This window comes from Methylobacterium sp. J-068 (genome assembly GCF_022829445.1).
Lineage (GTDB): Bacteria > Pseudomonadota > Alphaproteobacteria > Rhizobiales > Beijerinckiaceae > Methylobacterium.
The window spans coordinates 34819-60252 of the sequence record NZ_JAKSXY010000095.1; the positions used below are offsets into that span (position 1 = coordinate 34819).

Consider the following 25434-nt stretch of genomic DNA (forward strand, 5'->3'; position numbering starts at 1 on the left):
AGGCGGTGCAAGGTCTCACGCCGTCGGCGGCTCTGGGTTTCGGGCTCGCCCGCGGCGACGGAATGACGGGGATGGCCGTCATCGACGACGGCCCGAGGCTCGTCCCGTGGCGTCGATGTTTGGGAATCGGGCCTGCGCCCGACCCCCAAACCATCAGTCCACCGCCGTCCCGTGCAATTCCGCGCTGGTGAAGCGCTGCTGCTCGGCCATGACGAGGCCGGCGAGTTCGCGCTTGAGGGCGTTGAACTCGCCCGACGCCGTGTCGCGCGGGCGCGGGATCTCCACGGTGATGTCGCGCTTGATGCGTCCGGGCCGGTAGGTCATCACCAGGATGCGGTCGGCGAGGTAGATCGCCTCCTCGATGGAGTGGGTGACGAAGATCACCGTCTTGCGGTACTCGGCCCAGATCCGCAGGAGTTCGTCCTGCAGGGTGCGCCGGGTCAGGGCGTCGAGCGCGCCGAAGGGCTCGTCCATCAGCATCACCGGCGGGTCGAGGGCCAGGATGCGGGCGATGGCCACGCGCTGGCGCATGCCGCCGGAGAGGTCCTTCGGGTAGCGCTTGCGGAAATCCGACAGGCCGAGGGTCGCGACGATGCGGTCCACCGTCACCGTGGCGTCGGCGCGGGGCACGCCCCGGATGTCGAGGCCGAAGCGGACGTTGTCCTCCACGTTCATCCAGGGGAACAGGGCGTATTCCTGGAAGACCATGCCCCGGTCGGGCCCCGGCTCGGTGATGGCGCGGCCGCCCATGGTGATCCGACCGGCGCTGAGCGGCGCGAAACCCGCGATGGCGTTGAGCAGGGTGGATTTGCCGCAGCCGGATGGCCCGAGCAGGCAGAGGAACTGCCCCTCCGGCACCGTGGCGGAGATGTCGTCGAGGGCCGAGACGGCGGTTTCGCCGGCCCCGAACACCTTGCTGGCGTGGGCGATCTCGATCTGCGCCGACATGATGAGGCGTCCCGGTTCAGCGTTCAAGGCCGCGATGCCAGCGCAGGAGGTGGTCGTTGAGGCGCGACATCGCCCCGTCGATGATGAGGCCGAGGATGCCGATGGTCAGCATGCCGCCGATGATCTTGTCGGACCACATGTACTCGCGGGCCTCCAGGATGCGGTAGCCGAGCCCGTCCGAGACCGCGATCATCTCGGCCACGATGACCACGATGAAGGCGGTGCCGATGCCGATGCGCATGCCCGCGAGCACGAAGGGGCTCGCCGCCGGCAGGATCACCCGGCGGAACATCGTCCAGGAATTCGCCCCGAGGTTGCGGGCCGCGCGGATGTAGATCGAATCCACCTGCCGCACCCCCGCGATGGTGTTGACCAGCACGGGAAAGAAGGTGCCGAGCGCGATCAGGAACAGGGCCGGCGGGTTGCCGAGGCCGAACCAGACGATGGCCAGCGGGATGTAGGCGATGGGCGGGATCGGACGCAGGATCTGGAGGAGGGGGTTGAACAGCGCGTAGAGCCGGTCGCTGGTGCCGAGGACGAGCCCGGCCGGCACCGCGAGGCCCGCCCCGACGCAGAAGCCCATGATCACGCGGGTGAGGCTCGCCACGGCGTCGTGCGGCATCTCGCCGGAAAACATCCAGTGGAGATAGCTCTCGGTGGCCGGGTCGTAGGGCAGGCCGGGCAGGAGGCCGTGATACCACTTCACCGCCACCGCGCTGGGCGGCGGCAGCACGATGGGGGAGAACACGCCCGTCCGGCTCAGGACCTCCCACAGCACGAGGAGGGCGAGGGGGACGAAGGCGCCGCGAAGCCGGTTCATGCTGCCGCTCAGTTCGTCTTGAGTTCGGCTTTGGCCTTGTCGAGGAGGTCGGTCTTCACCCACTCGGCGTCGGATTTCGGCGGGTTCACCATCTTACCCAGGCCGTACTTCACCATGTAGTCGGTCGTGGTCTGCATGTGCCCGGCCGGCACGTCGTAGGTGTACTTCGCGTTGGCCATGCCGTCGCGAAAATCCTGGCTCGAGAGCTGACCCTTGAACACGGTCTCGCGGACGTACTTCTCGGCGAGCGCCGGATCGTCGATGAAGGCCTTGGTGGCGGCCACGAACAGCTTGAGCACCTTGGCGGCGACCTCGGGCCGCTCGTTGTACATCTTCTCGGTCATCACCAGCGGACGCACCGGCACGCCGATGGGGGTGTCGTAGGGCTTGACCACCTCGGTGGCGTAGCCGGCGCTGATGGCCTGCGTCGATTGCGGCTCGCTCTGGCAGATCACGTCGACGTATTTCTGCGACAGAGCCTGGTTCAGGTCGGCGTAGTTGTTGAAGTAGATCAGCTGCACGTCCTTGCCGGGCCGCTCGGACCAGGTCATCCCGTGCTTGTCGAGTTCGGCCAGAAGCATCAGGTCCTGGGTGCCGCCGCGGACGGTCGCGACCTTGAGGCCCTTCACGTCCTTGAGGGTCTTGACCGTGTCGAGGTCGGGCCGGCGCAGGATGCGCACGCCGCCATTGGCGAAGCCCGCCACCACGTAGAGCTTCACGCCGTTGCCGCGCGCGGCCACCGCGCCGTCGGCGCCCGAGGCCGAGATGTCGATCTGGTCCACCGCCATGGCGGGGTAGATGTCGGCGCCCTTGGCGAAGACCTTCTCGTCGATCTTCAGGCCGTATTTCGGCGCGATCTCCTTCATGTAGGAGATGGCTCCGTAATGGGCGAATTTCAGGTTGCCGAGCCGGACCACATCCTCGGCCCGGGCGCTGCCGAGGGCACCCAGGGTCGCCAGGACGAGCAGGGCGGCGCGAGCCGTCGCGTTGCGCGTGAACATCGGTTTCCTCCGGTCGCGGGTCGTTTCGCCCGCTTCGTCCGCCGCGAAAACGGTCGGCACGCGCTTGAATAAGCGTATTCTTGATTCGAATGTAAAGGCGCGCGGGAGGCAGTTTTGGCGGACACGGAACGGGATGAAATCGCGCGGGTCGCCGTGCTGGGCTGCGGAACGCTCGGCGCCAGCTGGGCCGCCCTGTTCCTCGCCCACGGACTCGACGTCGCGGCCTACGATCCCACGCCCGGCTTCGCCGAGCGGACGGCCGGGGCCATCGCCGAGGCGCGCGCGCAGCTCGCGGAACTCGGCCTGCGGGGGCAGGGCATGCTCCGGTTCCACGACCGGCTGGCGGCGGCGCTGGCGGGCGCGGATTTCGTCCAGGAGAACGCGCCCGAGAACGAGGCGGTGAAGCGTGCCCTGCTCGCCGAGGTCGATGGATTGCTCCCTCCCGCGATCCTCGTCGCGTCGAGCACGTCCGCGATGCTGCGCAGCGCGATCGTGGCCGATTGCGCCCGGCCGGAGCGCGTCCTCGTGGCGCACCCGTTCCACCCGCCCCACCTCGTGCCCCTGGTGGAGATCGTCGCGGCCACGCCCGAGGTCGCGTCGCGGGCGGCCTCCTTTTATGGCCGCCTCGGGCGCCGGCCCGTGATCCTGAACCGCGAGATGCCGGGCCACATCGCCAACCGTCTCGCCTCGGCGCTCTACCGCGAGGCCGTGAACCTCGTGGCCGAGGGGGTCGCGAGCGTGGCCGACATCGACGCCGCCCTGTGCAACGGCCCCGGCCTGCGCTGGGCCGCGATGGGCCCGCACATGACCTACCATCTCGGGGGCGGGGAGGGCGGCATCCGGCACTATCTCGACCATCTCGGGCCGAGCCAGGTCCGGCGCTGGGCGAGCCTCGGCGCGCCGGACCTGACGGAGGACGTGAAGGACCGGATCGTGGCCGGCATCGCGGCGGAGGCCGGCGGCCGCTCGGTCCAGGCGCTGGCGGCCCGCCGCGACGCGGCGCTCATCGCCATCCTCGGCGCGCGCATCGAGGTCGCGGGGGAGGCGGAGTAGGGCCGCGACGGTCCCCCCGCTCGGAACAGCGCCCGCCCCCGGCCTCTTGTCCTTGCATCACGGCCAAGGAGACCGGTTCATCATGAAGTTGCAGGGCAAGCGCGCGCTCATCACCGGCGCGGATTCGGGCATCGGGCAGGCGGCGGCCGAGCTCTTCGCCCGCGAGGGCGCGGACGTGGCGATCACCTACAACACCGACGCGGAGGGCGCGCGCGAGACCGCGCGCCGGGTCGAGGCGGCGGGGCGCCGCTGCCTGGTGATCCGGAACGACGTCGGCGATCCCGCCTCGGTGGAGGCGACCTTCGCGCAGGTCGCGCAAGAGTTCGGCGTACTCGACATCCTGGTCAACAATGCCGGCCAGGCCATGAGCGGCATGCCGGTGGCCGAGATGGACGACGCCAAGCTGGAGCAGATCCTGCGCGTCAACCTGATGGCGCCGGTCTTCTGCGCCCGCGCCTTCATCAGGGTCCGGCGCGCCCAGGGCGGGCGCGGCAAGATCGTGATCGTCTCCTCGGTGGCCCAGCACCTGCCGACCCCCGAGAGCGCGCCCTACGGCATGTCGAAGGCGGGCGTCGGCTCGCTCTGTCGCAGCCTGTCGCGGGAACTCGCCGAGGACCGGATCAACGTCAACAACGTGGCGCCCGGCCTGATCGAGACGCCGATGACCAGCGATCGCTTCGAGAACCCGGACAAGCTGGCGCAATCGCTGGAGCGCATCCCGTGGCACCGGGCCGGCCAGCCGGGGGAGATCGCCCAGGCGATCCTCTACCTCGCGTCCGACGACGCCGACTACGTCACCGGCCACACCCTCGTGGTCGATGGCGGGCTGACCATGCAGTGGGGCGGCGCCTGACGCGTCTCAGCGCGGGTTCTGCCAAGTGGTCACAGGAGAACTCGTCGCAGGGGAGGTCGTCGCGGACGAGGTCGGCGCGGGCTTTGGGCTCGCGGGCGCGGACTTGGCCGGCGCGAGGCTGCCCGTGGCGGCCGGCACGGGCCGGGCCGTGTCCTCCGCCACGCGCAGCTTGCGCGGCGGCGCGACCGCCGCCCGGCGGGCGGCCCGGACGCGGCGGCGGCGCGGGCGGGGGCTCTCGGCGGTGGCGCCGATATAGCCGCCGACGATGCCGCCCACCACGGCGCCCACGGGGCCGCCCACGAGCGCGCCGGCCACCGCCCCGGTGCCGACGCCCACCGTGGTCTTGCTCGCGGCCATGGCGGCCTGCGGCACCGCGAGCGCTCCCATGAACAGAAGAGCGTAGGTGAATGTCTTCATGGCAGTCGCAAACCTCCGGGTTCGACTGCGGTCTCTGGCCGGCCACCGTGACCAAATCTGGGCCGCCCCGGTACGTGGCGCGAACGCGTCGGACCAACTCGGCCGAAACGGGACCGACTGTGCTTTCCGGACCGCACGCGTCCGATCCTCTATGCCGTCCATGCGTCCGCGAGGATTGGCAGGATCTGTGAAAAGTCGGGACGCCCCGCGACGTCGGCCTGGATGCAGGCCCGCTCCAGGTCGCGCAGCGGCCCTGCCGCGACCCCCGCCAGGGTGAGGAGTTCGCCGAGCAGGAGACCCCAGGAGCGGACCTCGACGCGCCGGAGCGCATCGCCGTCCGGTCCCCCGGGCAGGCTGGAGGCAGCGCCGAAATCGCTCACCACCGCCGCGCCCCGCGTGCCGTCCCAAAGGATGTTGTGGCCGTAGAGGTCGCCGTGCAGGATGCCTCGGGCGTGCAGGTGGGCGCAGGCGCGGGCCGCGCCGTCCGCGATGCGCAGGGCCGTCTCCGGCGCCAGGGTCAGGGCGGGGTCGTAGACGTCGCGGCTGCAACTCGCGAGGCTCGGCGGCCCGGCGAGCACCCGCCAGTCGGGCGGCAGCAGCGGCATCACCAGCCCCTCCGCGCCCTGCGGATGCGCCGCGATGCGCCCGAGCGCCCCGGTGAGGTTCGGATGCGTCCCGGCGGCGAGGCAGGCCGCCATCTCGCGCTCGGGCAACCCGTCGCTGGTCATCGTGCCCTTGAAGAGCTTCAGGGCGACGGCCTCGGGTGCCCCGCCGCCCTTGCGCCAGAGCGCGCGGTGGACCCGCCCGGAGGTGCCCTCGCCCAGCAGCGCGCCGGCCTCGAGATCGGCCCAGGGCACGGGCGGCACGTCCGGCAGGGTCGGGGCGCCCTCGAAGGGATTGCCCGCGAACGAGGTCCAGGCGAGGCCCGGCAGGGTCGGCAGCCAGGCGGGCAGTGCCTCCAGCCGGTTGGCGGCGAGCCGGATCAGTTCGAGGTTCGGCGCGCCCGCGAGGCTCTGCGGCAGGCGCGCCAGGTGGTTGCCCGAGAGCATCAGCTTCTGAAGTCGCGGCCGTTCGCCGATCGCATCGGGCAGGGTGGCGATGCGGTTGTCGGTCAGGGTGAGCCAGCGCAGGGCGGGCGGCAGCGCCTCGCCCGGCACTTCGGCGAGGCCGCAAGCGCGAAAGCCGACCTGGGCCAGGGCCGGGCAATCCCCGAGCACGGGCGGCAGGCGGGTGAAGCGCGTGCCCGAGCAGAACAGCACGCGCAGGCGCCTGAGGCGGCCGAGATCGTCCGGCAGCGTGGACAGGGCGCTGCCGCTGAAGTCCAGCAGTTCGAGGGTATCGGCGAGCCCGAAGATCTCGCGCGGGAACTCGGTGAGGCCCGGCGGGAAGCGAAGTTCCCGCGCGCCGGCGCAATCGCCCCGGCGCAACGCATCGAGGAGGCTCACGGTCATCGGGCGCAGACGGGGGCGAGGCGGCGGCGGGGCATGCGTGGGCTCCTGGGGGACGGGCGCTGGGGCTTGGTAGCCAGCCTCGGGCGATGCTTTCAAGCCGGGGTGGGTTCGATGCGGGTCACGGGCTCGTCCGAACGAGGGGCGGGCGGTTCGCTCGCCCCGCGGGCCGCCGATTTGAAACGCTCAGGCAAAGGATTGGAACGCTCGGGCATGTCCCTCGATAAAGCCACGCTTTAAGCCGGACCGGCCGTCGGCAGGGCCGACTCGGCGGAGCGGGGGGACTCCAAGGCGCCCCAGGACTTTTTCTCGATGATCGTTCGCGTCACCCTCGCGGCCTGCGCCGCCCTGTACCTGCTCGCCGGCCCGGCCGGAGCCGCCAACCGCAAGGTCGATATCGTCAACAAGACCGGCATGGCGATCAGCCACTTCTATGCCTCGTCGACCGGCACGGACGACTGGGAGGAGGACATCCTCGGCCGCGACGTCGTCGACACCGGCGAGACCTTCGAGATCGACATCGACGACGGCACCGGCGCCTGCCGGTTCGACTTCAAGGCCGTGTTCGACAACGGCAAGTCGATCATCCGCAAGAACATCAACGTCTGCGAGATCAGCAGCTTCACCTATACGCCCTGAGCCGCGCGGGCTCGGACGACACGGTTTGCCGCTGTGACGAAGCGGGTTTGCCGTGTCAGCCCTCGTTCGCCGGCACGGGAGATCGTGCGGGCGCGTGGGCTGACACGCCCGGCAGGGCTCCCGGTCGCGTCGAGGCTCTCGGGGAGGGTCTGCCCGCCCGCGGATGGGCCGCGTCGAAGGCCTCCATCAGGCGGGTGGCGTCGATCCGGGTGTAGAGCTGCGTCGTCGAGAGCGAGGCGTGGCCCAGAAGCTCCTGGATCGCCCGCAACTCGCCCTGGCGCGCCAGCAGGTGGGTGGCGAAGGAATGCCGCAGCGCGTGCGGCGTCGCGCTCGGCGGCAGGCCGAGGGCGCCCCGCATCGCCGCCACCGCGTACTGGATGATCCGGGGCGAGAGCGGACCACCCTTGGCCCCGACGAAGAGCGGACCCTCCGGCGCCAGCGCGTAGGGACAGGCCGCCCGGTAGGCGGCCACCGCCGCGCCCACCACCGGCAGCACCGGAACCATCCGCATCTTGCCGCCCTTGCCCAGCACCGTGACGGCATCGACGCCCGGCCCGGGCGCGTCCCCCGCGCGGATGCCGAGGGCCTCCGAGATGCGCAGGCCCGAACCGTAGAGAAGCGCGAGCACCGCCGCGTCGCGGGCGTGAATCCAGGGGTCGCGGTCCTCGCCCGCCCGAAGCTCGGGCCCCGTCATCGCCCGCGCGGCGGGGATCGGGATCGGACGGGGCAGGCGCCGCTCGACCTTGGGTGAGCGCATGGCGCCGAGCGCCGCCACAGTGCCGTGTCCCTCGCGCTCGATGTGGCGGGCGAAGGAGCGCAGGCCCGCGAGCGCCCGCATCAGCGAGCGCCCGCCGACCCCCTCGGCACGGCGGGCGGCCATGAAGCCGCGCACGTCGCGGGGTTTCAGGGCGACGAGGCCCGCGAGGTTGGGCGTGCCGTGGCGGGCGGCGCGGTGGCGCAAGAACTGACGCAGGTCGCGCGCATAGGCCTCGACGGTGTTGGGCGAGAGCCGCCGCTCGCGCGCGAGTTCGTCCTGCCAGGCCAGCGCGGCGGCCCGCAGCGCCGCGTCGCCGGGATAAGCGAGGGCGTCCGCCGCCGGGGCGGGCTCGGCGGCGGACGGGCCGGTGGTCGTCGCGGGCGCAAGCGAGGCTGTCATGCCTGCCATCAAGCCAGGGAGGCGTTGACGCTCCGTTGCGCGGCGGACTCTTCGCGATCCGGCATCACTTCAGGCGGGCGGCTGCCCAGGCGATGTGGTCGGCCATGAAGGTCGAGATGAAATAATACGAGTGGTCGTAGCCCTCGCGCATGTTGAGCGTGAGCGGAATGCCGGCCTCCTTGCACGCCTGCTCCAGCAGCCAGGGACGCAGGCCGTCGTCCAGGAAGCTGTCGGCGGTGCCCTGGTCCACCAGGAACTCGGAGAACCGCTTGCCGTCCGCGATCAGCACCGTGGCGTCGTGGGCGCGCCACGCGGCCGTGTCGGACCCCAGGTACTTCTCGAAGGCGGGCTTCGACCATCCGGCCGTGGAGGGCTGGGCGATCGGCGCGAAGGCCGAGCAGGACTTGAAGCGCTCCGGGTAGGTCAGCGCGATGGTGAGCGCGCCGTGCCCGCCCATGGAATGGCCGAAGATGCCCTGGCGCGACATGTCGGCGGGGAAGTGCTCGGCGACGAGGGCGGGAAGCTCCTCCGTGACGTAGCTCCACATCCGGTAATTCGCGGCGTAGGGCGCCTGGGTGGCGTCGAGGTAGAAGCCGGCGCCGGAGCCGAACTGCCAGTTGCCCTCCTCGTCCGGGATGCCGGGGCCGCGCGGGCTCGTGTCGGGGGCCACGACGATGACGCCGTGCTCGGCCGCCGCCTTGCGGTACTCGCCCTTGTCCATGACGTTGGCATGCGTGCAGGTGAGGCCGGACAGGTACCACAGCACCGGGACGGGGCCGTGCTCCGCCTGGGGCGGCACGAACACCGCGAAGGTCATCGGGCAGCCCGTTGTCGTCGCATCGTGCTTGTAGACGCCCTGCGTGCCGCCATGGGCGCGGGCCTTCGAGATGGTTTCCATGAAGCTGCTCTCCTGATGGACCTGAGACGATCGTCGGTGCTGGAATCCCGGCGGGGAAGACGCATCCCTCGCCCCGCGAGCGGGGCGAGGGAGAGGTTCACCGGCGCCTTCGACACCGCATCGATGGAAATCCGCTCAGTAGACGACGACCGAGCGGATCGACTTGCCCTCGTGCATGAGGTCAAAGCCGTGGTTGATCTGGTCGAGCGGCATGGTGTGGGTGATCAGGTCATCGATGTTGATCTTGCCCTCCATGTACCAGTCGACGATCTTCGGCACGTCCGTGCGGCCGCGCGCGCCGCCGAAGGCCGAGCCCTTCCAGACGCGGCCGGTGACGAGCTGGAACGGACGGGTCGAGATCTCGCGGCCGGCCTCGGCCACGCCGATGACGATCGACTCGCCCCAGCCGCGATGGCAGCATTCCAGCGCCTGGCGCATGACGTTGACGTTGCCGGTGCAGTCGAACGAGAAATCGGCGCCCCCATTCGTCGCGTCGAGGATCGCGGCCACGACGTGATCGTTGCCGACCTCCTTCGGGTTGATGAAGTGGGTCATGCCGAATTTGCGGGCCATCTCCTGCTTGTCCGGATTGATGTCGACGCCGATGATCTTGTCGGCGCCGACCATGCGGGCGGCCTGGAGCACGTTGAGGCCGATGCCGCCCAGACCGAACACCACCACGTTCGCGCCCGGCCAGACCTTGGCGGTGTAGATCACCGCGCCGATGCCCGTGGTCACGCCGCAGCCGATGTAGCAGATCTTGTCGAAGGGCGCGTCCTCGCGGATCTTGGCGAGTGCGATCGCCGGCAGCACCGTGAAGTTCGAGAAGGTCGAGCAGCCCATGTAGTGGAACAGGGGGTTCGCGCCGCCCGGGCTGCCGCCGGTGGAGACGCAGGAGAAGCGCGAGGTGCCGTCCGGCATCACGCCCTGGCCCTGCGTCGCGCGGATCGCGGTGCAGAGGTTGGTGCGCTGCGACAGGCAGGACTTACATTCGCGGCATTCCGGCGTGTAGAGCGGGATGACGTGGTCGCCGGGCTTCAGCGTGGTGACGCCGGCGCCGACCTCGCGCACGATGCCCGCGCCCTCGTGGCCCAGGATCGCCGGGAACTTGCCCTCGGAATCGAGACCCGAGAGGGTGTAGGCGTCGGTGTGGCAGATGCCGGTGGCCATCAGCTCGACGAGAACCTCGCCGGCCTTGGGTCCTTCGATATCGATGGTCTCGATGGTGAGAGGCTTCTTGGCCTCCCACGCGACCGCTGCGCGCGTCTTCATCACGTCTTCCTGTTGTCTGGACGATCACGGACGGCGTCGAACTGCCGACTCTTCGGCGCGCCTCGCTCGAGGGGCGGCACGCCGAACGGCCCGAAAATCTGGCGCGTGTTTGCTGGTTCTCGCGCCCGGATGCAACGGTTAAGGGTTCCTGGGGCCGGAGCCCGTGACGTCCGCGCCCGAGAATGGGTATGAGGTCCCGGCGCGGGATCGCGGATGGAGGCCCCCAATGCCGGTCCGCATCGGACACGCGAGCGCGAAGGGTCGGGACGACGATGGAAGACCAGGATACCCGCGCTGACGCGCTGACGGCCCCTGCCGTCGCCCGCAACCGCGCGGCGATCCTCGCCGTTCTGCGCGAAAACCTGCCCGCGTCCGGCACGGTCCTGGAGGTCGCCAGCGGGTCCGGCGAGCACGCCGTCCACTTCGCGTCCGCCCTGACGGAGCTGACGTGGCGCCCGAGCGATCCCGAGCCCGCTCATCGCCGCAGCATCGAGGCCCATCGCGCCGCCGCCGGGCTGACGAACGTCCTGCCGCCCCTGGACCTCGACGTAACCGCGCCGACCTGGCCGATCGATCGGGCGGACGCCATCCTGTGCATCAACATGATCCACATCGCCCCCTGGGCGGCGACGCCGGGCCTGATGACGCAGGCGGGCCGCATCCTGCCGGCCGGCGGCCCGCTGGTCCTCTACGGCGCCTTCCGGGAGAACGGGCGGCACACCGCGCCGAGCAACGCGGCGTTCGATGCCGACCTGCGGGCGCGCGATCCGCGCTGGGGCGTGCGGGACCTCGAGGTCGTCGCGGACGTGGCCGCGCGGGCGGGGCTGCGCCTGGACCGGCGCATCGCCCTGCCGGCGAACAATCTGGGCCTGGTCTTCCGCCGCGCCTGACCGCCCGTCAGCCTGCGCGCCAAGGCCCGTTTAGGCGATCCAAACCATTCGGCCCATAAGGTGCCCGACCGCGAATCCGACCGAGACCGTCCATGGCCAGCCCCTTCGATCCACCGTCCACGGGGGGAGCACCGAGCCGGATCGGACGATCGGTCGACCGGTTTCAGGCGCTGGTCCTCGTCGCCGGGCTCATCACGGTCGGCGTCATCTGGTCCGGCCTGCTGTATCACCTGAACCTGCGCGACCAGGACCTGCGCGAGCAGGCGCGCCACGATGTCGTCAATCTCTCGATCGGCGTCGAGAAGCATGTCGAACGCCTCTTCGTGGGCGTCGACCAGATCATGCGCTTCATCGCGGAGGATTTCTTTCAGGACCCCGACACGTTCGACTTCAACGACTGGCTGAAGCGGTCGACCTCCCTCCAGGGGATCGCCCATCAGATCGCGATGTTCAACGAGCGGGGTGACCTCGTCGCCTCGCGGATTCCCGTGGCCTCGGATGCGCCGAGGGTGAACGTCCGGGATCGCGACTACTTCAAGGCCCTGGAGGCGCGCTCGGATCTCGGCCTCTATGTCGGCCGGACCCTGAAGGGCCGGATCAGCGGGCGGGACGTGCTCCAGACCGCGCACAGGCTGAACCATCGCGACGGGCGCTTCGCCGGGGTGATCGTCACCTCGGTCGACCCGGATTACCTCTCCGACCAGTTCAAGGCCATCGAGCTCGGTCCCCGCGGCAGCGTGGCCTTGATCGGCGAGGACGGTTTCGCGCGGGCGCGCTCGCCCCAGGTCCCGGACCTGTACGCGATCAACACGCGCCTCCTCGATCTGGCCGGCGACCTCTTCTCCCAGGCCCGCCGGAGCCCCACCGGGTCCTACGAATTCGTCAGTCCCTACGACAACGTCCGGCGGGTCTACGGCTACCGCCCCGTCGGCACCCTGCCGCTGATCGTCAACGTGGGAAAATCGCTCGACGCGGTGCTCGCGCCGCTCGCGGGCGAACGCAGACGCGCGATCCTGGCGGGGGCCGGCATCACGGCCGTACTCCTGGCCGTGATGGTCATCCTGGTGCGCGGGCTGGACCATGGCCTGCGCCAGCGCGAGGCCCTCGCGCAGGCCAACCGGACCCTGGCGGACAGGGAGGTGGCCGCGCGCATGGCCGAGGCACGGGTGCAGGAGGCCAACAGGCTCCTCGTCCTCGCCGCGCAGATCGCGCATATCGGCCATTGGCGCATCTCCATCCCCGAGAGCACGGTGACCTGGTCCGACGAGGTGCTCCGGATCTTCGGGCGCGCGCCCGAAGAGGGGCCTCCGACGATCGGGCAGGCCGTCGATGCCTATCACCCCGACGACCGCCCGATGGTGGCGCGCCGGGTCGACGAGGCCCTGAGCCTCGGCCAGAGCTTCGGGTTCTCGGCGCGGGTCGTGCTGCCGGACGGAAGCGTGCGCGACGTGGTGTCCCGCGGGCTCTGCGAGCAGGACGCGCAAGGGACGACCACGGGCGTGTTCGGCACGATCATGGACGTCACCGACCTGCGCCGCACGGAACGCGCCGCCGTCGAGAGCGAGGCGCGCTTTCGCATGCTCGCCGACAACACCAGCGACATGATCGTGCAGGTCGATCTCGAGACCACCCGGCGCTACGTCTCGCCGGCCTGCCGGGACATCCTCGGCTACGAGCCCGAGGAACTCATCGGCACGCGGCCCCTCGACATGGTCCATCCGGAGGACCGGCCGGTGGTGGCGGTGCTGCTCGGCGAATTGTTCGCGGGGCAGCGCGACCGGGCGCTCAAGCGGCAGCGCTATCGCCGCCGGGACGGGAGCTACGTCTGGGTCGAGGTGAACTACCGGATGATCCGCGACGCGACAGGCACGCTCATCGGCTGCGTCGCCTGCACGCGCGACGTCTCGCAGCCCATCGCGGCGGAGCAGCGCCTGCGCGAGAGCGAGCACCGCTTCCGCCTCCTCGCGGAGAACACCAGCGAGCTGATCATCCTCGGCCACGACGACGGCCGCCGCTCCTACATCTCGCCCGCCTCCGAGCGCCTCCTCGGCTACGCGCCGGACGAACTCGGGGCCATGCGGCTCAGCGCCTACGTGCATCCCGACGATCTTCAGAACCTGTTCGCGGTCACGAACCGCCTCGCGCACGGCACCGCCGAGGCGTCCTGCGCCTACCGGGCGCGGCACAAGCGGCGCGGCTGGATCTGGGTCGAGGGCATCTTCCGGCGCATTCCCGACGCCGAGGGAGAGGCGCCGACGATCGTGGCGACCTTCCGGGACATCTCGGAGAGCCGGGAGCAGGCCGAGGCGCTGCGGGAGGCCAAGATCGCCGCCGAGCGCGCCAGCGCGGCGAAATCGGACTTCCTGGCCACCATGAGCCACGAGATCCGCACGCCGCTGAACGCCATCATCGGCTTCACCGACCTGATGGTCGGCTCCCGCCGCCTGCCGCCGGACCTGCAGCGCCAGGGCGAGCTGGTGCGCGCCTCCGGCGAGGCCCTGCTCACGGTCGTGAACGACATCCTCGACTTCTCGAAGGTCGAGGCCGGCGCCGTCGTGCTGGACCGGCAGGCCTTCGATCCGCGGGCGCTGGTCTACAACTGCCTCGCCATCGTGCGCGGCTCGGCCCAGCCGAAGGGGCTGGACGTGCGCGCGGTGATCGACCCCGCCGTGCCGAAGGGCCTCGTCGGCGACGAGGCGCGCCTGAGGCAGGTCCTGCTCAACCTGCTCAACAACGCGGTCAAGTTCACCCGGCACGGCTCCGTGACCCTGAGCGTACAGGATGGCGGCGCCACCGAGAGCGGGCAGCGCCTGCGGGTCAGCGTCTCCGATACCGGCATCGGCATCGCCCGGGAGAAGCAGGGCCGGCTGTTCCAGCGCTTCAGCCAGGTGGACGGCTCGATCGAGCGGGATTTCGGCGGCACTGGCCTCGGCCTCGCCATCTGCAAGCAGCTCATCGACCTCATGGGCGGCGAGATCGGCGTCCTCTCGGAGGCGGGCTTCGGCGCCACGTTCTGGTTCGCGCTGACCTTGCCGCTCGGCACGCCGGACCAGACGGCCTCGCGTGCCGGCGCCGCGCCCGTCGCGCGGCGCCCCGGACACCTGCTCCTCGTCGAGGACAACCGGATCAACCAGGAACTCGCCCGGGCCGTCCTCGAGCTCGGCGGACATACCGTCGATGTGGTCCCGGACGGCGCCGCCGCCATCCGGGCGGTCGAGGAGGGCGGCTACGACCTCGTCCTGATGGACGTGCAGATGCCGGGCATGGACGGCATGACGGCCACCCGCCACATCCGCAAACTCGGCACGGCCGCAGCCACGCTCCCGATCCTGGCGATGACGGCCAACGTCCTGCCCGATCAGGTCCGGATGTTCCGGGAGGCCGGCATGAACGATCATGTCGGCAAGCCCTTCGATCGGGCCGAACTCTATCGCGTCATCGACCGATGGCTGTCGCGGAGCGTGGACGCGCCGGGCGCCGTGGACCCGCGCGAGGATGACGGCCTGCTCGACCGCATCGCCTACGATGCCATGGTGCGCACGATCGGCGCCGCGAGCGTCGCGGGCGCGCTGGACCTGCTCGCCGAGGACCTGGATGCCGGCCTGGCGGAGGCCTGCGAGACGCGCGAGGAGCGGGACGACCTGCGCTTCGAGGCGCATCACTGCGTGTCCTCGGCCGGCGCGCTCGGGTTCTTCGCCCTGTCCGACGCGGCGCGTGCCGTCGAGGCCTGCAACGAACAGCGGATCGCGCAGGAGGGCCCGGAGGTCTTTCGCCGTCTGGTCGCGGGCAACCGGGCCCTGGCCGGCCGGACGGCGCGCTACGCCGAACGGCTCGCGGCCGAGATCCGCGGCCGCGCGGAGGCGCGTGCGCCCTAGGACCCGCTCCACCGGAGCGGGCCCGCCACGCCGGCCACGGATGCTACTCGGCCGCGATCCGCCCCGCGCCGTTCCCCATCCAGGCCGCCAGATCCGCCCGCGCCCGGTCGGTCAGCGCCTTCTTCTTGGCGATCGCCTTTTCCGGACCTTTGAGGCGCTTGCCGCCCTCGCCCTTCGGGGCGTGATCGAGGGGCGGGAACAGCCCGAAATTCACGTTCATCGGCTGGAACGAGCGTGGGCTGCCCGCATCCTCGGCCGCGATGTGGCCGCCGGTGATGTGGCCGATGAGGGCGCCGAGGGCCGTGGTGGCGGGCAGCGGCGCGAGCGCCTGCCCGCGCGCTTCCGCCACGGCGAAGCGGCCGGCCATGAGACCGATGGCGGCGCTCTCGACGTAGCCCTCGCAGCCCGTGATCTGGCCGGCGAAGCGTAAGGACGGCCGCACCTTCAGCCGCAGGGTCGCGTCGAGGAGGCGGGGGCTGTCGAGGTAGGTGTTGCGGTGCAGGCCGCCGAGGCGCGCGAACTCGGCGTTCTCCAGGCCCGGGATGGTTCGGAACACCCGCACCTGCTCGGAATAGGTCAGCTTCGTCTGGAAGCCGACCATGTTGTAGAGGGTGCCGAGCGCGTTGTCCTGGCGCAGCTGGACGATGGCGCAGGCCTTCACGGTCGGGTCGTGCGGGTTGGTGAGGCCGACCGGCTTCATCGGCCCGTGGCGCAGGGTCTCGGGGCCGCGCTCGGCCATGACCTCGATCGGCAGGCAGCCGTCGAAGTAGGGGGTCGAGGCCTCCCATTCCTTGAAGCCGATCTTGTCGCCGCCGATCAGGGCCTGGATGAAGGCGTCGTACTGCGCGCGATCCATCGGGCAGTTGATGTAGTCGGCGCCCGTGCCCCCGGGCCCGACCTTGTCGTAGCGCGACTGGAACCAGGCCTTGCCCATGTCGATCGAATCGCGGTGCACGATCGGCGCGATGGCGTCGAAGAAGGCGAGCGCGTCCGCCCCCGTCAGGTCGCGGATGCCCTGCGCCAGGGACGGCGCGGTGAGGGGGCCCGTGGCGATGATGGTCCGGCCCCAGGCCTCGGGCGGCAGGCCCTCGACCTCCTCGCGCGCGATGGTGATGCGCGGATGCGCCTCGATCGCGGCGGTCACCGCCTTGGCGAAGCCCTCGCGGTCGACGGCCAGCGCCCCGCCGGCCGGGACCTGATGCGCGTCGGCCGCGCGCAGGATCAGCGAGCTCAAGCTGCGCATCTCCTGGTGCAGCAGGCCGACGGCGTTGCCGTCGGCGTCGTCCGAGCGGAACGAGTTCGAGCAGACGAGTTCGGCCAGATCGCCGCCGTGATGCGCCTCGGTGCCGCGCACGGGACGCATCTCGTGCAGGATCACGTCATGGCCGCTCTCGGCGACCTGCCAGGCGGCTTCCGACCCGGCGAGGCCGCCGCCGACGATATGGATGGGCAAGGGGGCCGGACTGTCCGTCATCGCCACGGGATAGACCCCGCCGGCACTCGGATCAATGGAGCTGCGGCGAGACGAGGAAGCGCTCGCGGTCGGAGGAGGTCACCGCGAGCTTGAGCGGATTGCCGTCGCGCCGGATCGTCAGGGGCACGCGCACGCCGGCCTCGCCCAGCGCCCAGACCTGGCGGAAGAACCCGGCGAGGTCGGAGACGGGCTCGCCCGCCACCGCCACGATGACGTCGCCGGGGCGCAGGTCCGCCGCCTCCGCCGGCCCGTCGTCGGCCAGCCCCATCACCACCACGGCATCCTCGCCGTCGCTGGCATAGAGGCCGAGCCAGGGCCGGGCCGGGCGGTCGGCTCGGCCCCGCGCGGTCAGGTCGTCGAGGATCGGCGGAAGCAGGTCGATCGGCACGATCATGTTGATGGTCTTGGGGCCTCCCGTGCCGCCCTGCTGCAGTTGCAGCGAGCCGATGCCCAGGAGCGCGCCGTCCGGCCCGATCAGCGCGGCGCCGCCCCAATGCGGGTGGGCGGGCGCGGTGAACAGGGCCTCGTCGAGGACGTATTCCCAGTAGCCGGCGAATTCCTGGCGCGCGACCACCTCGACGGCGAGGCTGCGCGCGCGCCCGCCGACGCCGGCCATCACGGCCCGGTCGCCGATCTTGATCGGGGCCGAGCGTCCGAGCTTCAGCGGCTTGATCCGGAGGTCGCCCAGCGCCTGGACGAGGCCGAACCCCGTCACCGCGTCGAAGCCGACCACGTGGCCGGGCACCGAGCGCCCGTCATGGGTGGTGAGCCAGACCGAATCCGCCTCCGTCACGAGGTAGCCGATGGTGAGCACGAGGCCGTCCTCGCCGATGACGACGCCGTTGCCGGCCCGCTCGGTGCCGAGCGTCTCGGCGGTGAAGGCCTCGGGCGGCACCCGCGTCGAGAGCGCCACGATGGCGGTGAGCGCCTGCTCGAGGTCGTAGCCGTAATCGGCGGCCCGGGGCTGGGCGGATGCGGGGATCTTCCAGTCTCCGGGCGAGGCCATGCCAGCGTCTTTCCTGCCGTCGTGTCGAGCGGTTCAACACGGGAGATAGGACGTCGGCTCGGATTTCGACAGTCTCCGGGAGGACGCCCGATCAGGGACTTCCGGGATTGCGCACGCGCAGCACCTTGCCGGGATTGAGCAGCCCGCGCGGGTCGAGGGCGTCCTTGATGCGCCGGGCCAGCGCCATTTCCGCCGGCCGGCGGTGGCGGACGAGCTCGTCGACCCGGTACTGGCCGATGCCGTGCTCGGCCGAGATGCTGCCGCCGAACCGGGCCACGGCATCGTGGACGATGCAGTTGATCGCCTCCGCCGCGTGCTCGGGGCCGATCAGCACGTTGTAGTGGATGTTGCCGTCGCCCATGTGGCCGAACACGTTCGGGCGAGTGCCCGGCGCGCCGGCCCGAAGCGCCTCGTCCGCCGCCGCCAGGAAGTCGGGAATCGCGGGAATCGGCACCGAGACGTCGTGCTTCACGCTCTTGCCCGCCCGTGCCTCGGCCTCGGTGATGTGCTCGCGCAGGGCCCAGAGGCCGGCCGCCTGCTGGCCGGATTCGGCGATCACGCCGTCCACGGCGTCGCCCCACTCCAGGGCCTCGCCGAGCAGCGTCTCCACCGCCTCGCGCAGGCCCGCGAGGCTCGATCCCGCCTCCATCAGCACGGTCCAGGCGGCCGCCCCGATCGGGCTCGCCAGCCCCGCATGCTCGGCCACGAGGGCGAGGGAATCGCCCGCGATCAGCTCGAAGGCCTGGATGGTGTCGCCGAGGGCGTCCTGCGCCGCCCGCAGCAGGCGCAAAGCCGCGGCCGGGTCGGGCACCGCCAGGAGCGCGGTGGCGGTATGGCGCGGGCGCGGCACGAGGCGCAGGATGGCGGCCGTGACGATGCCGAGCGTCCCCTCGCTGCCGATGAAGAGCTGCTTCCAGTCGTAGCCCGCATTGTCCTTGCGCAGGGCCCTGAGGCCGTCGACCACCGTGCCGTCGGCGAGCACCACCTCGAGCCCGAGCACGAGGTTGCGGGTCATGCCGTAGCGCAGGACGTTGATGCCGCCCGCATTGGTGGCGATGATGCCGCCGAGCATGGCCGAGCCCTCCGCCGCGAGGCTGACGGGCAGGAGCCGGCCCTCCGCTTCCGCCGCGTCCTGCGCCACCTTGAGGATGCAGCCGGCCTCCGCCTCCAGGGTCAGGCCGAGGGGATCGAGCCGGCGGATCGCGTTCATGCGGGCGAGCGAGAGCACCACCTGTCCCCCGGAGGCGTCCGGGGTTGCGCCGCCCGCAAGGCCGGTATGTCCCCCCTGGGGCACCACCGCGACCCCGGCGGCGTGGCAGGCGGCCAGCACGGCGGAGACCTCGGCGGTGCTGGCGGTGCGTGCCACGGCCGCCGGACGGCCGGGAAACAGGCGCCGCCAATCCACCGCGTAGGGGGCGAGATCGGCCTCCGCCGTGAGCAGTCCGCCCCGTCCGAGGCAGGATTCCAGGCGGCCGAGGAGATCGGCGGGCACGGGCGTCTGGCTCATGGGATCGATCCTCATGCTGGCGGCTCGGGCGGGGCCGACCGGCCCGAAAACAGGTCGCCCCGGCATTCCGGCGGCGGCTCTCTGGGTCAAGGGGGGCGGCCTGACAATCCGGGCCGATGCTCAAGGCCGGGCCTTGACCGTGCCGGTGAACTGGCCTCTCACACCCGCATTCGCGGGCTCGCGCCGGGCTCATCGCCGCCGCGCATGGCCCCAGGCCCCGGCGCCGCATCCGCCGGATCCGAGACCACGACCCTAGAAGAAGACGCCCATGGCCGAACGACTCTCCTTTCCGAAGGACAAGATCCGCGTCCTGCTGCTCGAGGGCATCAACGACAGCGCCGCGAAGCTCTTCGAGGCCGCCGGCTACACCAACGTCGTGCGCGTGCCCAAGGCGCTCGACCGCGAGGCCCTGCACGAGGCCCTGAGGGGCACGCACATCCTCGGCATCCGCTCGCGCACGCAGCTCGACGCGGCCGCGCTCGCGGCCGGCGAGCGCCTGCTCGCGGTGGGCTGCTTCTCGGTGGGCACCAACCAGGTCGATCTCGAGGCCGCCCGCCACCGCGGCATCCCGGTCTTCAACGCGCCCTACTCGAACACCCGCTCCGTGGCCGAACTCGTCATCGGCGAGATCGTGATGCTGCTGCGCCGGATCGTGCCGCGCTCGGTCGGCGCGCATGCGGGCGAATGGGACAAGTCGGCCACCGGCTCGCAGGAGGTGCGCGGCAAGACGCTCGGCATCGTCGGCTACGGCAACATCGGCTCGCAGCTCTCGACGCTGGCCGAGGCGATGGGCATGCGGGTGGTCTACTACGACCAGACCGACAAGCTGCGCCACGGCAACACCGAGCCCACCGAGACCCTCGGGGGCCTGCTCGCCCAGAGCGACGTGGTCTCGCTCCACGTGCCGGAGACGCCCGAGACCCACAACATGATCGGCGAGGCCGAGATCCGGGCGATGAAGCCCGGCGCCTTCCTGATCAACAACGCCCGCGGCACCGTGGTCGACCTCGACGCCCTGGCCGGGGCTTTGCGCGACGGCCACCTGCGCGGGGCCGCCGTAGACGTGTTCCCGGTCGAGCCCGGCTCCAACCAGGACCGCTTCGTCAGCCCGCTCCAGGGGCTGCCGAACGTGATCCTGACGCCGCATATCGGCGGCTCCACGGAGGAGGCGCAGGAGCGCATCGGTTCCGAGGTGGCGCGCAAGCTCGTCGACTATTCCGACATCGGCTCCACGGTCGGCACCGTGAACTTCCCGCAGGTGCAGCTGCCGGCCCGCCCCACCGGCACCCGCCTCATCCACGTCCAGCGCAACATCCCCGGCATGCTGGGGCGCCTCAACGACGCCTTCGCGCGGCGCGGGGTGAACATCGCGGCGCAGTTCTACCAGACCGACGGGGAAGTCGGTTACGTGGTGGTGGAGACCGACGTGACGGATGCCGACGCCGAGACCTTGCTGGAGGAGATCCGGGCGCTGGACGGCACCATCCGCGCGCGCCTGCTCTACGAGCGCCGCTGAGAGCGGCCGGGCGTCGCGGTCAGGAGGCCGGGCGCCGCTATCGGCGGCTGGGCGCCGCTATCGGCGGCGCCGTATCCCCATCGATCGCGCGCGCTTCGATCGGGCCCGGTGGCGCGGTGCCCCGGCGTCGATTAATCTCGGGGGGAACGGTCCCGTCCGAAGGACCGCACCGGATCGATCGGGGCCGCGCCATCGCGGCGCGGCGCGCGAGGCTCGAAGCCCTCACGCGTGAGGAGGATGCCCAACCGTTGCGTGCCAGCCCCTCGCGTCATGCCCCCCCGGCGGACGACCCCAAGCGCAGCGACGCCGCGCTGGCGCGTCTCGTCGCGGCCGTCGCCCGGCGCGACGAGGCCGCCCTGCGGACGCTCTACGATCGGACGGCGGCGAAACTTTTCGGCGTGATCCTGCGTATCCAGGCGGATCGCGGCATGGCCGAGGACGTGTTGCAGGATGTGTACCTGCGCGTCTGGCAGAATGCCGCGTCCTACAGCCCCGAGGCCGGTCGGCCGCTGGCCTGGCTCTGCACCATCGCGCGCAACCGGGCGATCGACGGGCTGCGCAGACGGCACGAGGTCCAGGGGCCTGTCACCGAGGACGGAGAGGATTGGGTGGAGCGTCTGGCCGATCCCCACGACAGCGCGGGCGCGATCCTCGACGGCCACGCGCTCCGGGCCTGCCTCGACCGGCTCGAGGCGATGCACCGTGATTGCATCGTGCTGGCCTATTGCGAGGGCCGGTCCCGCGAGGACCTCGCCCTGCGCTACGACCGCCCCGTCAGCACCATCAAGACCTGGCTGCACCGCGGCCTCGCGGCCTTGCGCGGCTGCCTGGACGGTGCCGCATGACCCCCGATCCGAACGAACGCGACCTGCGCCTCGCCGAGTACGTGCTCGGCACCCTGACGCCCCCTGAGCGGGCGGCGGTGGACCTCGAACTCGCCGTGGACCCCGCCGCCCGCGCGGCGCGCGCGGCCTGGGATCGCCGCCTGGCCCCCCTCGCCCTCGCGGCGCCCGAGGCCGAGCCGGGGCCCGGCGTGTGGCCGGCCATCGCCCGGTCGATCGCCCAGTCGATCGCCGATGAGACGGCCCGCCCCCTGGCCGCCAACGACGACCGCATCGGCGCGCTCCAGGGTTCGCTGCGGCGCTGGCGGCTCGCCGCCGGCACGGCCGCCGCCCTCGCGGCGGGCCTCGCCCTGTTCATCGCCGTCGGTCCGCCGCGGCCGGGCGACGGGGACGGGCGCTACCTCGCGGTCGTCAACAGCGGCGGCGAGGCACCGGCCCTCCTCGTCAGCATCGACACCCGCGCGGGCACCGCGCGGGTCCGCCCCGTGGGCGCGCAGGCTCCGGCGGGGCACAGCCTCGAACTCTGGTACGTGGGCGCCGGCCAGGCCCCGAAGACCCTCGGCCTCGTCGGAACGGGCGCGCACGGGGTGACCCTTCCGGTGAAGGCCGACGCGCAGGCGCTCACCGCCGGCAGCTTCGCGGTCTCGGTCGAGCCGGAGGGCGGCTCCCCCACGGGCCAGCCGACCGGGCCGGTGGTGTATTCGGGCCGGCTGATCCGGGATTAGGGCCGTCTCCCGATCCCGTCGCGGCACGGTTCAGGGCGCCGGGGCACGATGGGCGGGGCGCGCCGCCGGCGCGTGCCCCGGCGACGGATGGACGGGATTGAAACCGTCCCCGCCCCCGCCGCCCCTGGATTCCGCGAAAAAATGCGCCCACCCTGGGATGAACGGCCGAGCGCCGAACGTATCAGGCGAGGATCTTCGATGGCGGGCCATCCGGACGAGGACCAGGGCGGCTCGAAAGCCGCCGCCGTGCTGCGCGTCACCAGCGGCAACTTCCTGGAGATGTTCGACTTCTTCGCGTTCGGGTTCTACGCCTCCTATATCGCCAAGGCGTTCTTCCCCAGCGAGAACGAGTTCGCCTCGCTGATGCTGACCTTCATGACCTTCGGCGCGGGCTTCCTGATGCGCCCGCTCGGGGCGGTGCTGCTCGGGGCCTATGTCGACCGGGTCGGGCGGCGCCAGGGGCTCATCGTCACCCTGGCGATCATGGCCGCCGGCACCGTGCTCATCGCGCTGGTGCCCGATTACGCGACGCTGGGCCTCCTCGCCCCCGCCCTGGTGCTGATCGGGCGCCTGCTTCAGGGCTTCTCGGCGGGCGTCGAGCTCGGCGGCGTCTCGGTCTACCTCGCGGAACTCGCGCCCCCCGGCCGGCAGGGCTTCTACGTGGCCTGGCAATCGGGCAGCCAGCAGGTGGCGATCATGGCGGCGGCGGCCATCGGCTACGCCCTCAACCGCCTGCTGATGCCGGCGGAGATGGGCGCCTGGGGCTGGCGCATCCCCTTCCTGATCGGCTGCCTGCTGGTGCCGTTCCTGTTCTACATCCGCCGCTCGCTGCAGGAGACGCCGGCCTTCCGGGCGCGCAAGGTCCACCCGCCGGTGGGCGAGGTCGTGCGCAGCCTCGGCCGCAACTGGCGGATCGTCGGGCTCGGCATGCTGATGGTGGCGATGACCACGATCGCGTTCTACGCGATCACGGTCTACACGCCGACCTTCGGCAAGAGCGTCCTCAGGCTCTCCGACACCGACAGCCTGGTCGTGACCTTCTGCGTCGCGGTGTCGAACCTGTTCTGGCTGCCCGTGATGGGGGCGCTCTCCGACCGGGTCGGGCGCCGGCCGATCCTGCTGCTGTTCTCGGGGCTGACCCTCGTCACCGCCTATCCGGCGCTGGCCTGGCTCGTGGCGCATCCGAGCTTCGAGACCATGCTCGCGGTGCTGCTCTGGCTGTCCTTCCTCTACGGCAGCTACAACGGCGCCATGGTGGTGGCGCTCACCGAGATCGTGCCCGTGGAGGTCCGCACCGCCGGCTTCTCGCTGGCCTATTCCCTGGCCACCGCCATCTTCGGCGGGATGACGCCGCTGATCGCTACCTGGCTGATCGAGGCCTCGGGCAACCGGGCCGCGCCCGGCCTGTGGATGGCCTTCGGCGGCGCCTGCGGCCTCGTCGCGACCCTGGTGCTCTATCGCGGGGGCGCGGCCCGCGACGTTCCGGCGACCGGCGCCGTCAGGTCGGCTCGACCGTGAAGATGCGCCGGCCCGGCAGCTGGCCCGCGTCGCCGGTGTCGCGGAACCCGACCTTGGTGAGCAGGCCCACCGAGGCCACGTTGTCGAGGCGGCACTGGGCGATGATGAAGCGGTGCGGGAAGCGCTTGCGCAGCAGGGCGAGGACGCCCGCCACCGCCTCGCCGCCGTAGCCCTGCCCGCGCGCCGCGCCGCCGACCCAGTAGCCGATCTCCACCGCCTTCTCCCCGCGCAGGTGCAGGCCGACGATCGCCACGAGGGTGCCGTCCCGCCCCCTTGCGCCGAGGAAGCAGTCGGTGGTCACCTTGGCCGGGCCGATCAGCCGGCGGGCATCCGCCAGGGTGAAGGGATCGGACAGGAACGCCACCGCCCCGGTGATCGCGGGATCGTCGGTGAGCGCGCGCACGGCCTCGGCATCGGCCGGTTCCAGCGGCGTCAGGCGCAGGCGCGCGGTCTCGACGGGGGGCAGCTTGGCGAGGGAGTAGCGCGAGGCGAGATTGAGCATGGCCGGGCGATCTTATCAGATCGCACGCCGTTCTACCTCGGGTTTCGCTCCGGGTTTCGGGCAAACGTCCTGGGGGTTTGGGCAAAGGTCTTGGGGGTTTGGGCAAAGGTCTTGGCGCCGGCGACGCAGAGCACGACCAAGCCCGTCACCGCCAGCATGGACGGCGCGACGGGCTCGCCCAGGAGCCAGCCCGCCAGCGCCAGCCCGAAGAAGGGCTGCAGGAGTTGCAACTGCCCCACGCCCGCGATGCCCCCGAGGGCGAGCCCGCGATACCAGAACACGAATCCGACGAGCATGCTGAACACCGAGACGTAGGCAAGCCCGCCCCAGGCCGGCCAGCCGATGCCGCTCCAAGCCACGGGCCGGGTCGCCACCGCGAGGACGGCCATCATCGGCAGGGACAGGACGAGGGACCAGGAGATGACCTGCCAGCCGCCAAAGCGGCGCGACAGGGCCCCGCCCTCCGCGTAGCCGAGGCCGCAGAGCAGGATGGCGGCCAGCATCAGGAGGTCGCCCGTGAGCGAAGCGCCGCCATCCTGCGCAAGGGCGAACCCCGCCACCGCCGCGGCGCCTAGGACGGAGAACAACCAGAAGGCCGGCCTCGGGCGCTCGCCTCCGCGCAGGACGCCGAACAGGGCCGTGGCGAGCGGCAGGAGACCGACGAAGACGATGGAATGCGCGGCGGTGACGTGCTGGAGCGCCAGAGCGGTCAGCAGCGGAAAGCCCATCACCACGCCCAGAGCCACCAGGGCCAGGGCACCGAGATCGCCCCGCACCGGCCGCTTCTGGCGCAGGAGCGCCAGCAGGGCCGCCCCCAGAAGCGCGGCGATCACCGCCCGGGCGGCGGTGAGAAAGAGCGGCGCGAAGCCCTCCACCGCCACCCGCGTGGCCGGCAGCGAGGCGCTGAAGATGAGAACTCCGAGAAGGCCGCTGCCCCATCCCGCCGTGCCACCGCGCATGATCCGCTTGCCCCTGCCTCGCGGACACCGCGATAGCGCCCCAGCGCATGCCTGCAACAGCGACACCGCCCGGACAATCCGATCGAACTGTCCGGGCAATAGGCCGGACAGCGTG

Annotated in this window: 22 protein-coding genes; 9 read left to right on the plus strand and 13 right to left on the minus strand. The window is 71.5% G+C overall.

Annotated elements, in window-relative coordinates:
* Positions 1–153: 153 nt before the first annotated feature.
* From MKK54_RS15740 to MKK54_RS15750, 3 genes are read right to left on the minus strand one after another with little or no spacing between them, the layout of a single operon-like run.
* On the minus strand, positions 154–948 hold the full coding sequence (locus tag MKK54_RS15740) for an ABC transporter ATP-binding protein (protein WP_244012135.1): 795 nt from the start codon (positions 946–948) through the stop codon (positions 154–156).
* Positions 949–964: 16 nt separating this feature from the next.
* Positions 965–1768 (minus strand): ABC transporter permease, encoded by an 804-nt coding sequence (locus MKK54_RS15745; RefSeq protein ID WP_244012136.1) that lies wholly within the window; start codon positions 1766–1768, stop codon positions 965–967.
* Between the two features lie 8 nt (positions 1769–1776).
* Positions 1777–2769 carry an ABC transporter substrate-binding protein gene (locus tag MKK54_RS15750; protein WP_244012137.1) on the minus strand — a complete coding sequence of 331 codons (993 nt, stop codon included), beginning with the start codon at positions 2767–2769 and terminating at the stop codon, positions 1777–1779.
* A 114-nt stretch (positions 2770–2883) separates the two neighbouring features.
* Between MKK54_RS15750 and MKK54_RS15755 the strand changes: the two genes are divergently transcribed.
* Together MKK54_RS15755 and MKK54_RS15760 are read left to right on the plus strand one after the other, a co-directional pair.
* On the plus strand, positions 2884–3822 hold the full coding sequence (locus tag MKK54_RS15755) for a 3-hydroxyacyl-CoA dehydrogenase NAD-binding domain-containing protein (protein ID WP_244012138.1): 939 nt from the start codon (positions 2884–2886) through the stop codon (positions 3820–3822).
* 82 nt (positions 3823–3904) lie between these two features.
* Complete coding sequence (locus tag MKK54_RS15760) at positions 3905–4675, plus strand: SDR family NAD(P)-dependent oxidoreductase (RefSeq protein WP_244012139.1); 771 nt, start codon at positions 3905–3907, stop codon at positions 4673–4675.
* 6 nt (positions 4676–4681) lie between these two features.
* Here the strand turns inward: MKK54_RS15760 and MKK54_RS15765 are convergent, their stop codons facing one another.
* The gene (locus tag MKK54_RS15765; protein ID WP_244012140.1) at positions 4682–5092 is read right to left on the minus strand and encodes a hypothetical protein; all 411 of its coding nucleotides are present in this window, start codon (positions 5090–5092) and stop codon (positions 4682–4684) included.
* A 149-nt stretch (positions 5093–5241) separates the two neighbouring features.
* Positions 5242–6543, minus strand: coding sequence for a leucine-rich repeat-containing protein kinase family protein (locus MKK54_RS15770; protein WP_244012141.1), 1302 nt, complete (start codon positions 6541–6543; stop codon positions 5242–5244).
* Between the two features lie 309 nt (positions 6544–6852).
* Between MKK54_RS15770 and MKK54_RS15775 the strand changes: the two genes are divergently transcribed.
* Entirely contained in the window at positions 6853–7179 is a 327-nt protein-coding gene (locus MKK54_RS15775; RefSeq protein ID WP_244012142.1) for a hypothetical protein, read from the plus strand.
* A 55-nt stretch (positions 7180–7234) separates the two neighbouring features.
* Here MKK54_RS15775 and MKK54_RS15780 read toward each other — a convergent pair whose 3' ends face one another.
* From MKK54_RS15780 to MKK54_RS15790, 3 genes are all read right to left on the minus strand, one after another.
* Positions 7235–8335 (minus strand): tyrosine recombinase XerC, encoded by a 1101-nt coding sequence (locus MKK54_RS15780; RefSeq protein WP_244012143.1) that lies wholly within the window; start codon positions 8333–8335, stop codon positions 7235–7237.
* 64 nt (positions 8336–8399) lie between these two features.
* Complete coding sequence (gene fghA / locus MKK54_RS15785; protein WP_244012144.1) at positions 8400–9233, minus strand: S-formylglutathione hydrolase; 834 nt, start codon at positions 9231–9233, stop codon at positions 8400–8402.
* Positions 9234–9368: 135 nt separating this feature from the next.
* The gene (locus MKK54_RS15790) at positions 9369–10505 is read right to left on the minus strand and encodes an S-(hydroxymethyl)glutathione dehydrogenase/class III alcohol dehydrogenase (RefSeq protein ID WP_244012145.1); all 1137 of its coding nucleotides are present in this window, start codon (positions 10503–10505) and stop codon (positions 9369–9371) included.
* Between the two features lie 272 nt (positions 10506–10777).
* Here MKK54_RS15790 and MKK54_RS15795 point away from each other — a divergent pair, with 272 nt between their 5' ends.
* Entirely contained in the window at positions 10778–11395 is a 618-nt protein-coding gene (locus MKK54_RS15795) for a DUF938 domain-containing protein (protein WP_244012146.1), read from the plus strand.
* A 92-nt stretch (positions 11396–11487) separates the two neighbouring features.
* The gene (locus tag MKK54_RS15800) at positions 11488–15270 is read left to right on the plus strand and encodes a PAS domain S-box protein (protein WP_244012147.1); all 3783 of its coding nucleotides are present in this window, start codon (positions 11488–11490) and stop codon (positions 15268–15270) included.
* Between the two features lie 43 nt (positions 15271–15313).
* Here MKK54_RS15800 and trmFO read toward each other — a convergent pair whose 3' ends face one another.
* The 3 genes from trmFO to MKK54_RS15815 all read right to left on the minus strand — a co-directional run bounded on the left by trmFO (position 15314) and on the right by MKK54_RS15815 (position 19257).
* Positions 15314–16744, minus strand: coding sequence for a methylenetetrahydrofolate--tRNA-(uracil(54)-C(5))-methyltransferase (FADH(2)-oxidizing) TrmFO (trmFO, locus tag MKK54_RS15805; protein WP_244012148.1), 1431 nt, complete (start codon positions 16742–16744; stop codon positions 15314–15316).
* 31 nt (positions 16745–16775) lie between these two features.
* A complete protein-coding gene (locus tag MKK54_RS15810; protein ID WP_244012149.1) occupies positions 16776–17750 on the minus strand; it encodes a S1C family serine protease in 975 nt (324 codons plus the stop codon).
* 91 nt (positions 17751–17841) lie between these two features.
* Positions 17842–19257, minus strand: a complete 1416-nt coding sequence (locus tag MKK54_RS15815; protein WP_244012150.1) for an FAD-binding oxidoreductase — start codon at positions 19255–19257, stop codon at positions 17842–17844.
* A gap of 268 nt (positions 19258–19525) precedes the next feature.
* Here MKK54_RS15815 and serA point away from each other — a divergent pair, with 268 nt between their 5' ends.
* From serA to MKK54_RS15835, 4 genes are all read left to right on the plus strand, one after another.
* On the plus strand, positions 19526–20773 hold the full coding sequence (gene serA, locus MKK54_RS15820) for a phosphoglycerate dehydrogenase (RefSeq protein WP_244012151.1): 1248 nt from the start codon (positions 19526–19528) through the stop codon (positions 20771–20773).
* A 248-nt stretch (positions 20774–21021) separates the two neighbouring features.
* On the plus strand, positions 21022–21618 hold the full coding sequence (locus tag MKK54_RS15825; RefSeq protein WP_409564193.1) for a sigma-70 family RNA polymerase sigma factor: 597 nt from the start codon (positions 21022–21024) through the stop codon (positions 21616–21618).
* Positions 21615–22340 carry an anti-sigma factor domain-containing protein gene (locus MKK54_RS15830; RefSeq protein ID WP_244012152.1) on the plus strand — a complete coding sequence of 242 codons (726 nt, stop codon included), beginning with the start codon at positions 21615–21617 and terminating at the stop codon, positions 22338–22340. Before MKK54_RS15825 ends, MKK54_RS15830 begins: the two co-directional genes overlap by 4 nt.
* A gap of 198 nt (positions 22341–22538) precedes the next feature.
* Positions 22539–23858, plus strand: a complete 1320-nt coding sequence (locus MKK54_RS15835) for an MFS transporter (protein WP_244012153.1) — start codon at positions 22539–22541, stop codon at positions 23856–23858.
* On the opposite strand, the gene MKK54_RS15840 is transcribed toward MKK54_RS15835, so the two are convergent.
* Positions 23839–24360 (minus strand): GNAT family N-acetyltransferase, encoded by a 522-nt coding sequence (locus MKK54_RS15840; protein ID WP_244012154.1) that lies wholly within the window; start codon positions 24358–24360, stop codon positions 23839–23841. The genes MKK54_RS15835 and MKK54_RS15840 overlap by 20 nt on opposite strands.
* Positions 24361–24392: 32 nt before the next feature.
* Complete coding sequence (locus MKK54_RS15845; RefSeq protein WP_244012155.1) at positions 24393–25319, minus strand: DMT family transporter; 927 nt, start codon at positions 25317–25319, stop codon at positions 24393–24395.
* Positions 25320–25434: the final 115 nt, after the last annotated feature.

What these genes read in the sequence shown, in the direction of transcription:
- MKK54_RS15740 (WP_244012135.1), bottom strand. Translation starts at nt 948, where the DNA reads ATGTCGGCGCAGATCGAGATCGCCCACGCCAGCAAGGTGTTCGGGGCC.
- MKK54_RS15745 (WP_244012136.1), bottom strand. Translation starts at nt 1,768, where the DNA reads ATGAACCGGCTTCGCGGCGCCTTCGTCCCCCTCGCCCTCCTCGTGCTG.
- MKK54_RS15750 (WP_244012137.1), bottom strand. Translation starts at nt 2,769, where the DNA reads ATGTTCACGCGCAACGCGACGGCTCGCGCCGCCCTGCTCGTCCTGGCG.
- MKK54_RS15760 (WP_244012139.1), top strand. Translation starts at nt 3,905, where the DNA reads ATGAAGTTGCAGGGCAAGCGCGCGCTCATCACCGGCGCGGATTCGGGC.
- MKK54_RS15765 (WP_244012140.1), bottom strand. Translation starts at nt 5,092, where the DNA reads ATGAAGACATTCACCTACGCTCTTCTGTTCATGGGAGCGCTCGCGGTG.
- MKK54_RS15770 (WP_244012141.1), bottom strand. Translation starts at nt 6,543, where the DNA reads ATGACCGTGAGCCTCCTCGATGCGTTGCGCCGGGGCGATTGCGCCGGC.
- MKK54_RS15775 (WP_244012142.1), top strand. Translation starts at nt 6,853, where the DNA reads ATGATCGTTCGCGTCACCCTCGCGGCCTGCGCCGCCCTGTACCTGCTC.
- MKK54_RS15780 (WP_244012143.1), bottom strand. Translation starts at nt 8,335, where the DNA reads ATGACAGCCTCGCTTGCGCCCGCGACGACCACCGGCCCGTCCGCCGCC.
- fghA (WP_244012144.1), bottom strand. Translation starts at nt 9,233, where the DNA reads ATGGAAACCATCTCGAAGGCCCGCGCCCATGGCGGCACGCAGGGCGTC.
- MKK54_RS15790 (WP_244012145.1), bottom strand. Translation starts at nt 10,505, where the DNA reads ATGAAGACGCGCGCAGCGGTCGCGTGGGAGGCCAAGAAGCCTCTCACC.
- MKK54_RS15795 (WP_244012146.1), top strand. Translation starts at nt 10,778, where the DNA reads ATGGAAGACCAGGATACCCGCGCTGACGCGCTGACGGCCCCTGCCGTC.
- MKK54_RS15800 (WP_244012147.1), top strand. Translation starts at nt 11,488, where the DNA reads ATGGCCAGCCCCTTCGATCCACCGTCCACGGGGGGAGCACCGAGCCGG.
- trmFO (WP_244012148.1), bottom strand. Translation starts at nt 16,744, where the DNA reads ATGACGGACAGTCCGGCCCCCTTGCCCATCCATATCGTCGGCGGCGGC.
- MKK54_RS15810 (WP_244012149.1), bottom strand. Translation starts at nt 17,750, where the DNA reads ATGGCCTCGCCCGGAGACTGGAAGATCCCCGCATCCGCCCAGCCCCGG.
- MKK54_RS15815 (WP_244012150.1), bottom strand. Translation starts at nt 19,257, where the DNA reads ATGAGCCAGACGCCCGTGCCCGCCGATCTCCTCGGCCGCCTGGAATCC.
- serA (WP_244012151.1), top strand. Translation starts at nt 19,526, where the DNA reads ATGGCCGAACGACTCTCCTTTCCGAAGGACAAGATCCGCGTCCTGCTG.
- MKK54_RS15830 (WP_244012152.1), top strand. Translation starts at nt 21,615, where the DNA reads ATGACCCCCGATCCGAACGAACGCGACCTGCGCCTCGCCGAGTACGTG.
- MKK54_RS15835 (WP_244012153.1), top strand. Translation starts at nt 22,539, where the DNA reads ATGGCGGGCCATCCGGACGAGGACCAGGGCGGCTCGAAAGCCGCCGCC.
- MKK54_RS15840 (WP_244012154.1), bottom strand. Translation starts at nt 24,360, where the DNA reads ATGCTCAATCTCGCCTCGCGCTACTCCCTCGCCAAGCTGCCCCCCGTC.
- MKK54_RS15845 (WP_244012155.1), bottom strand. Translation starts at nt 25,319, where the DNA reads ATGCGCGGTGGCACGGCGGGATGGGGCAGCGGCCTTCTCGGAGTTCTC.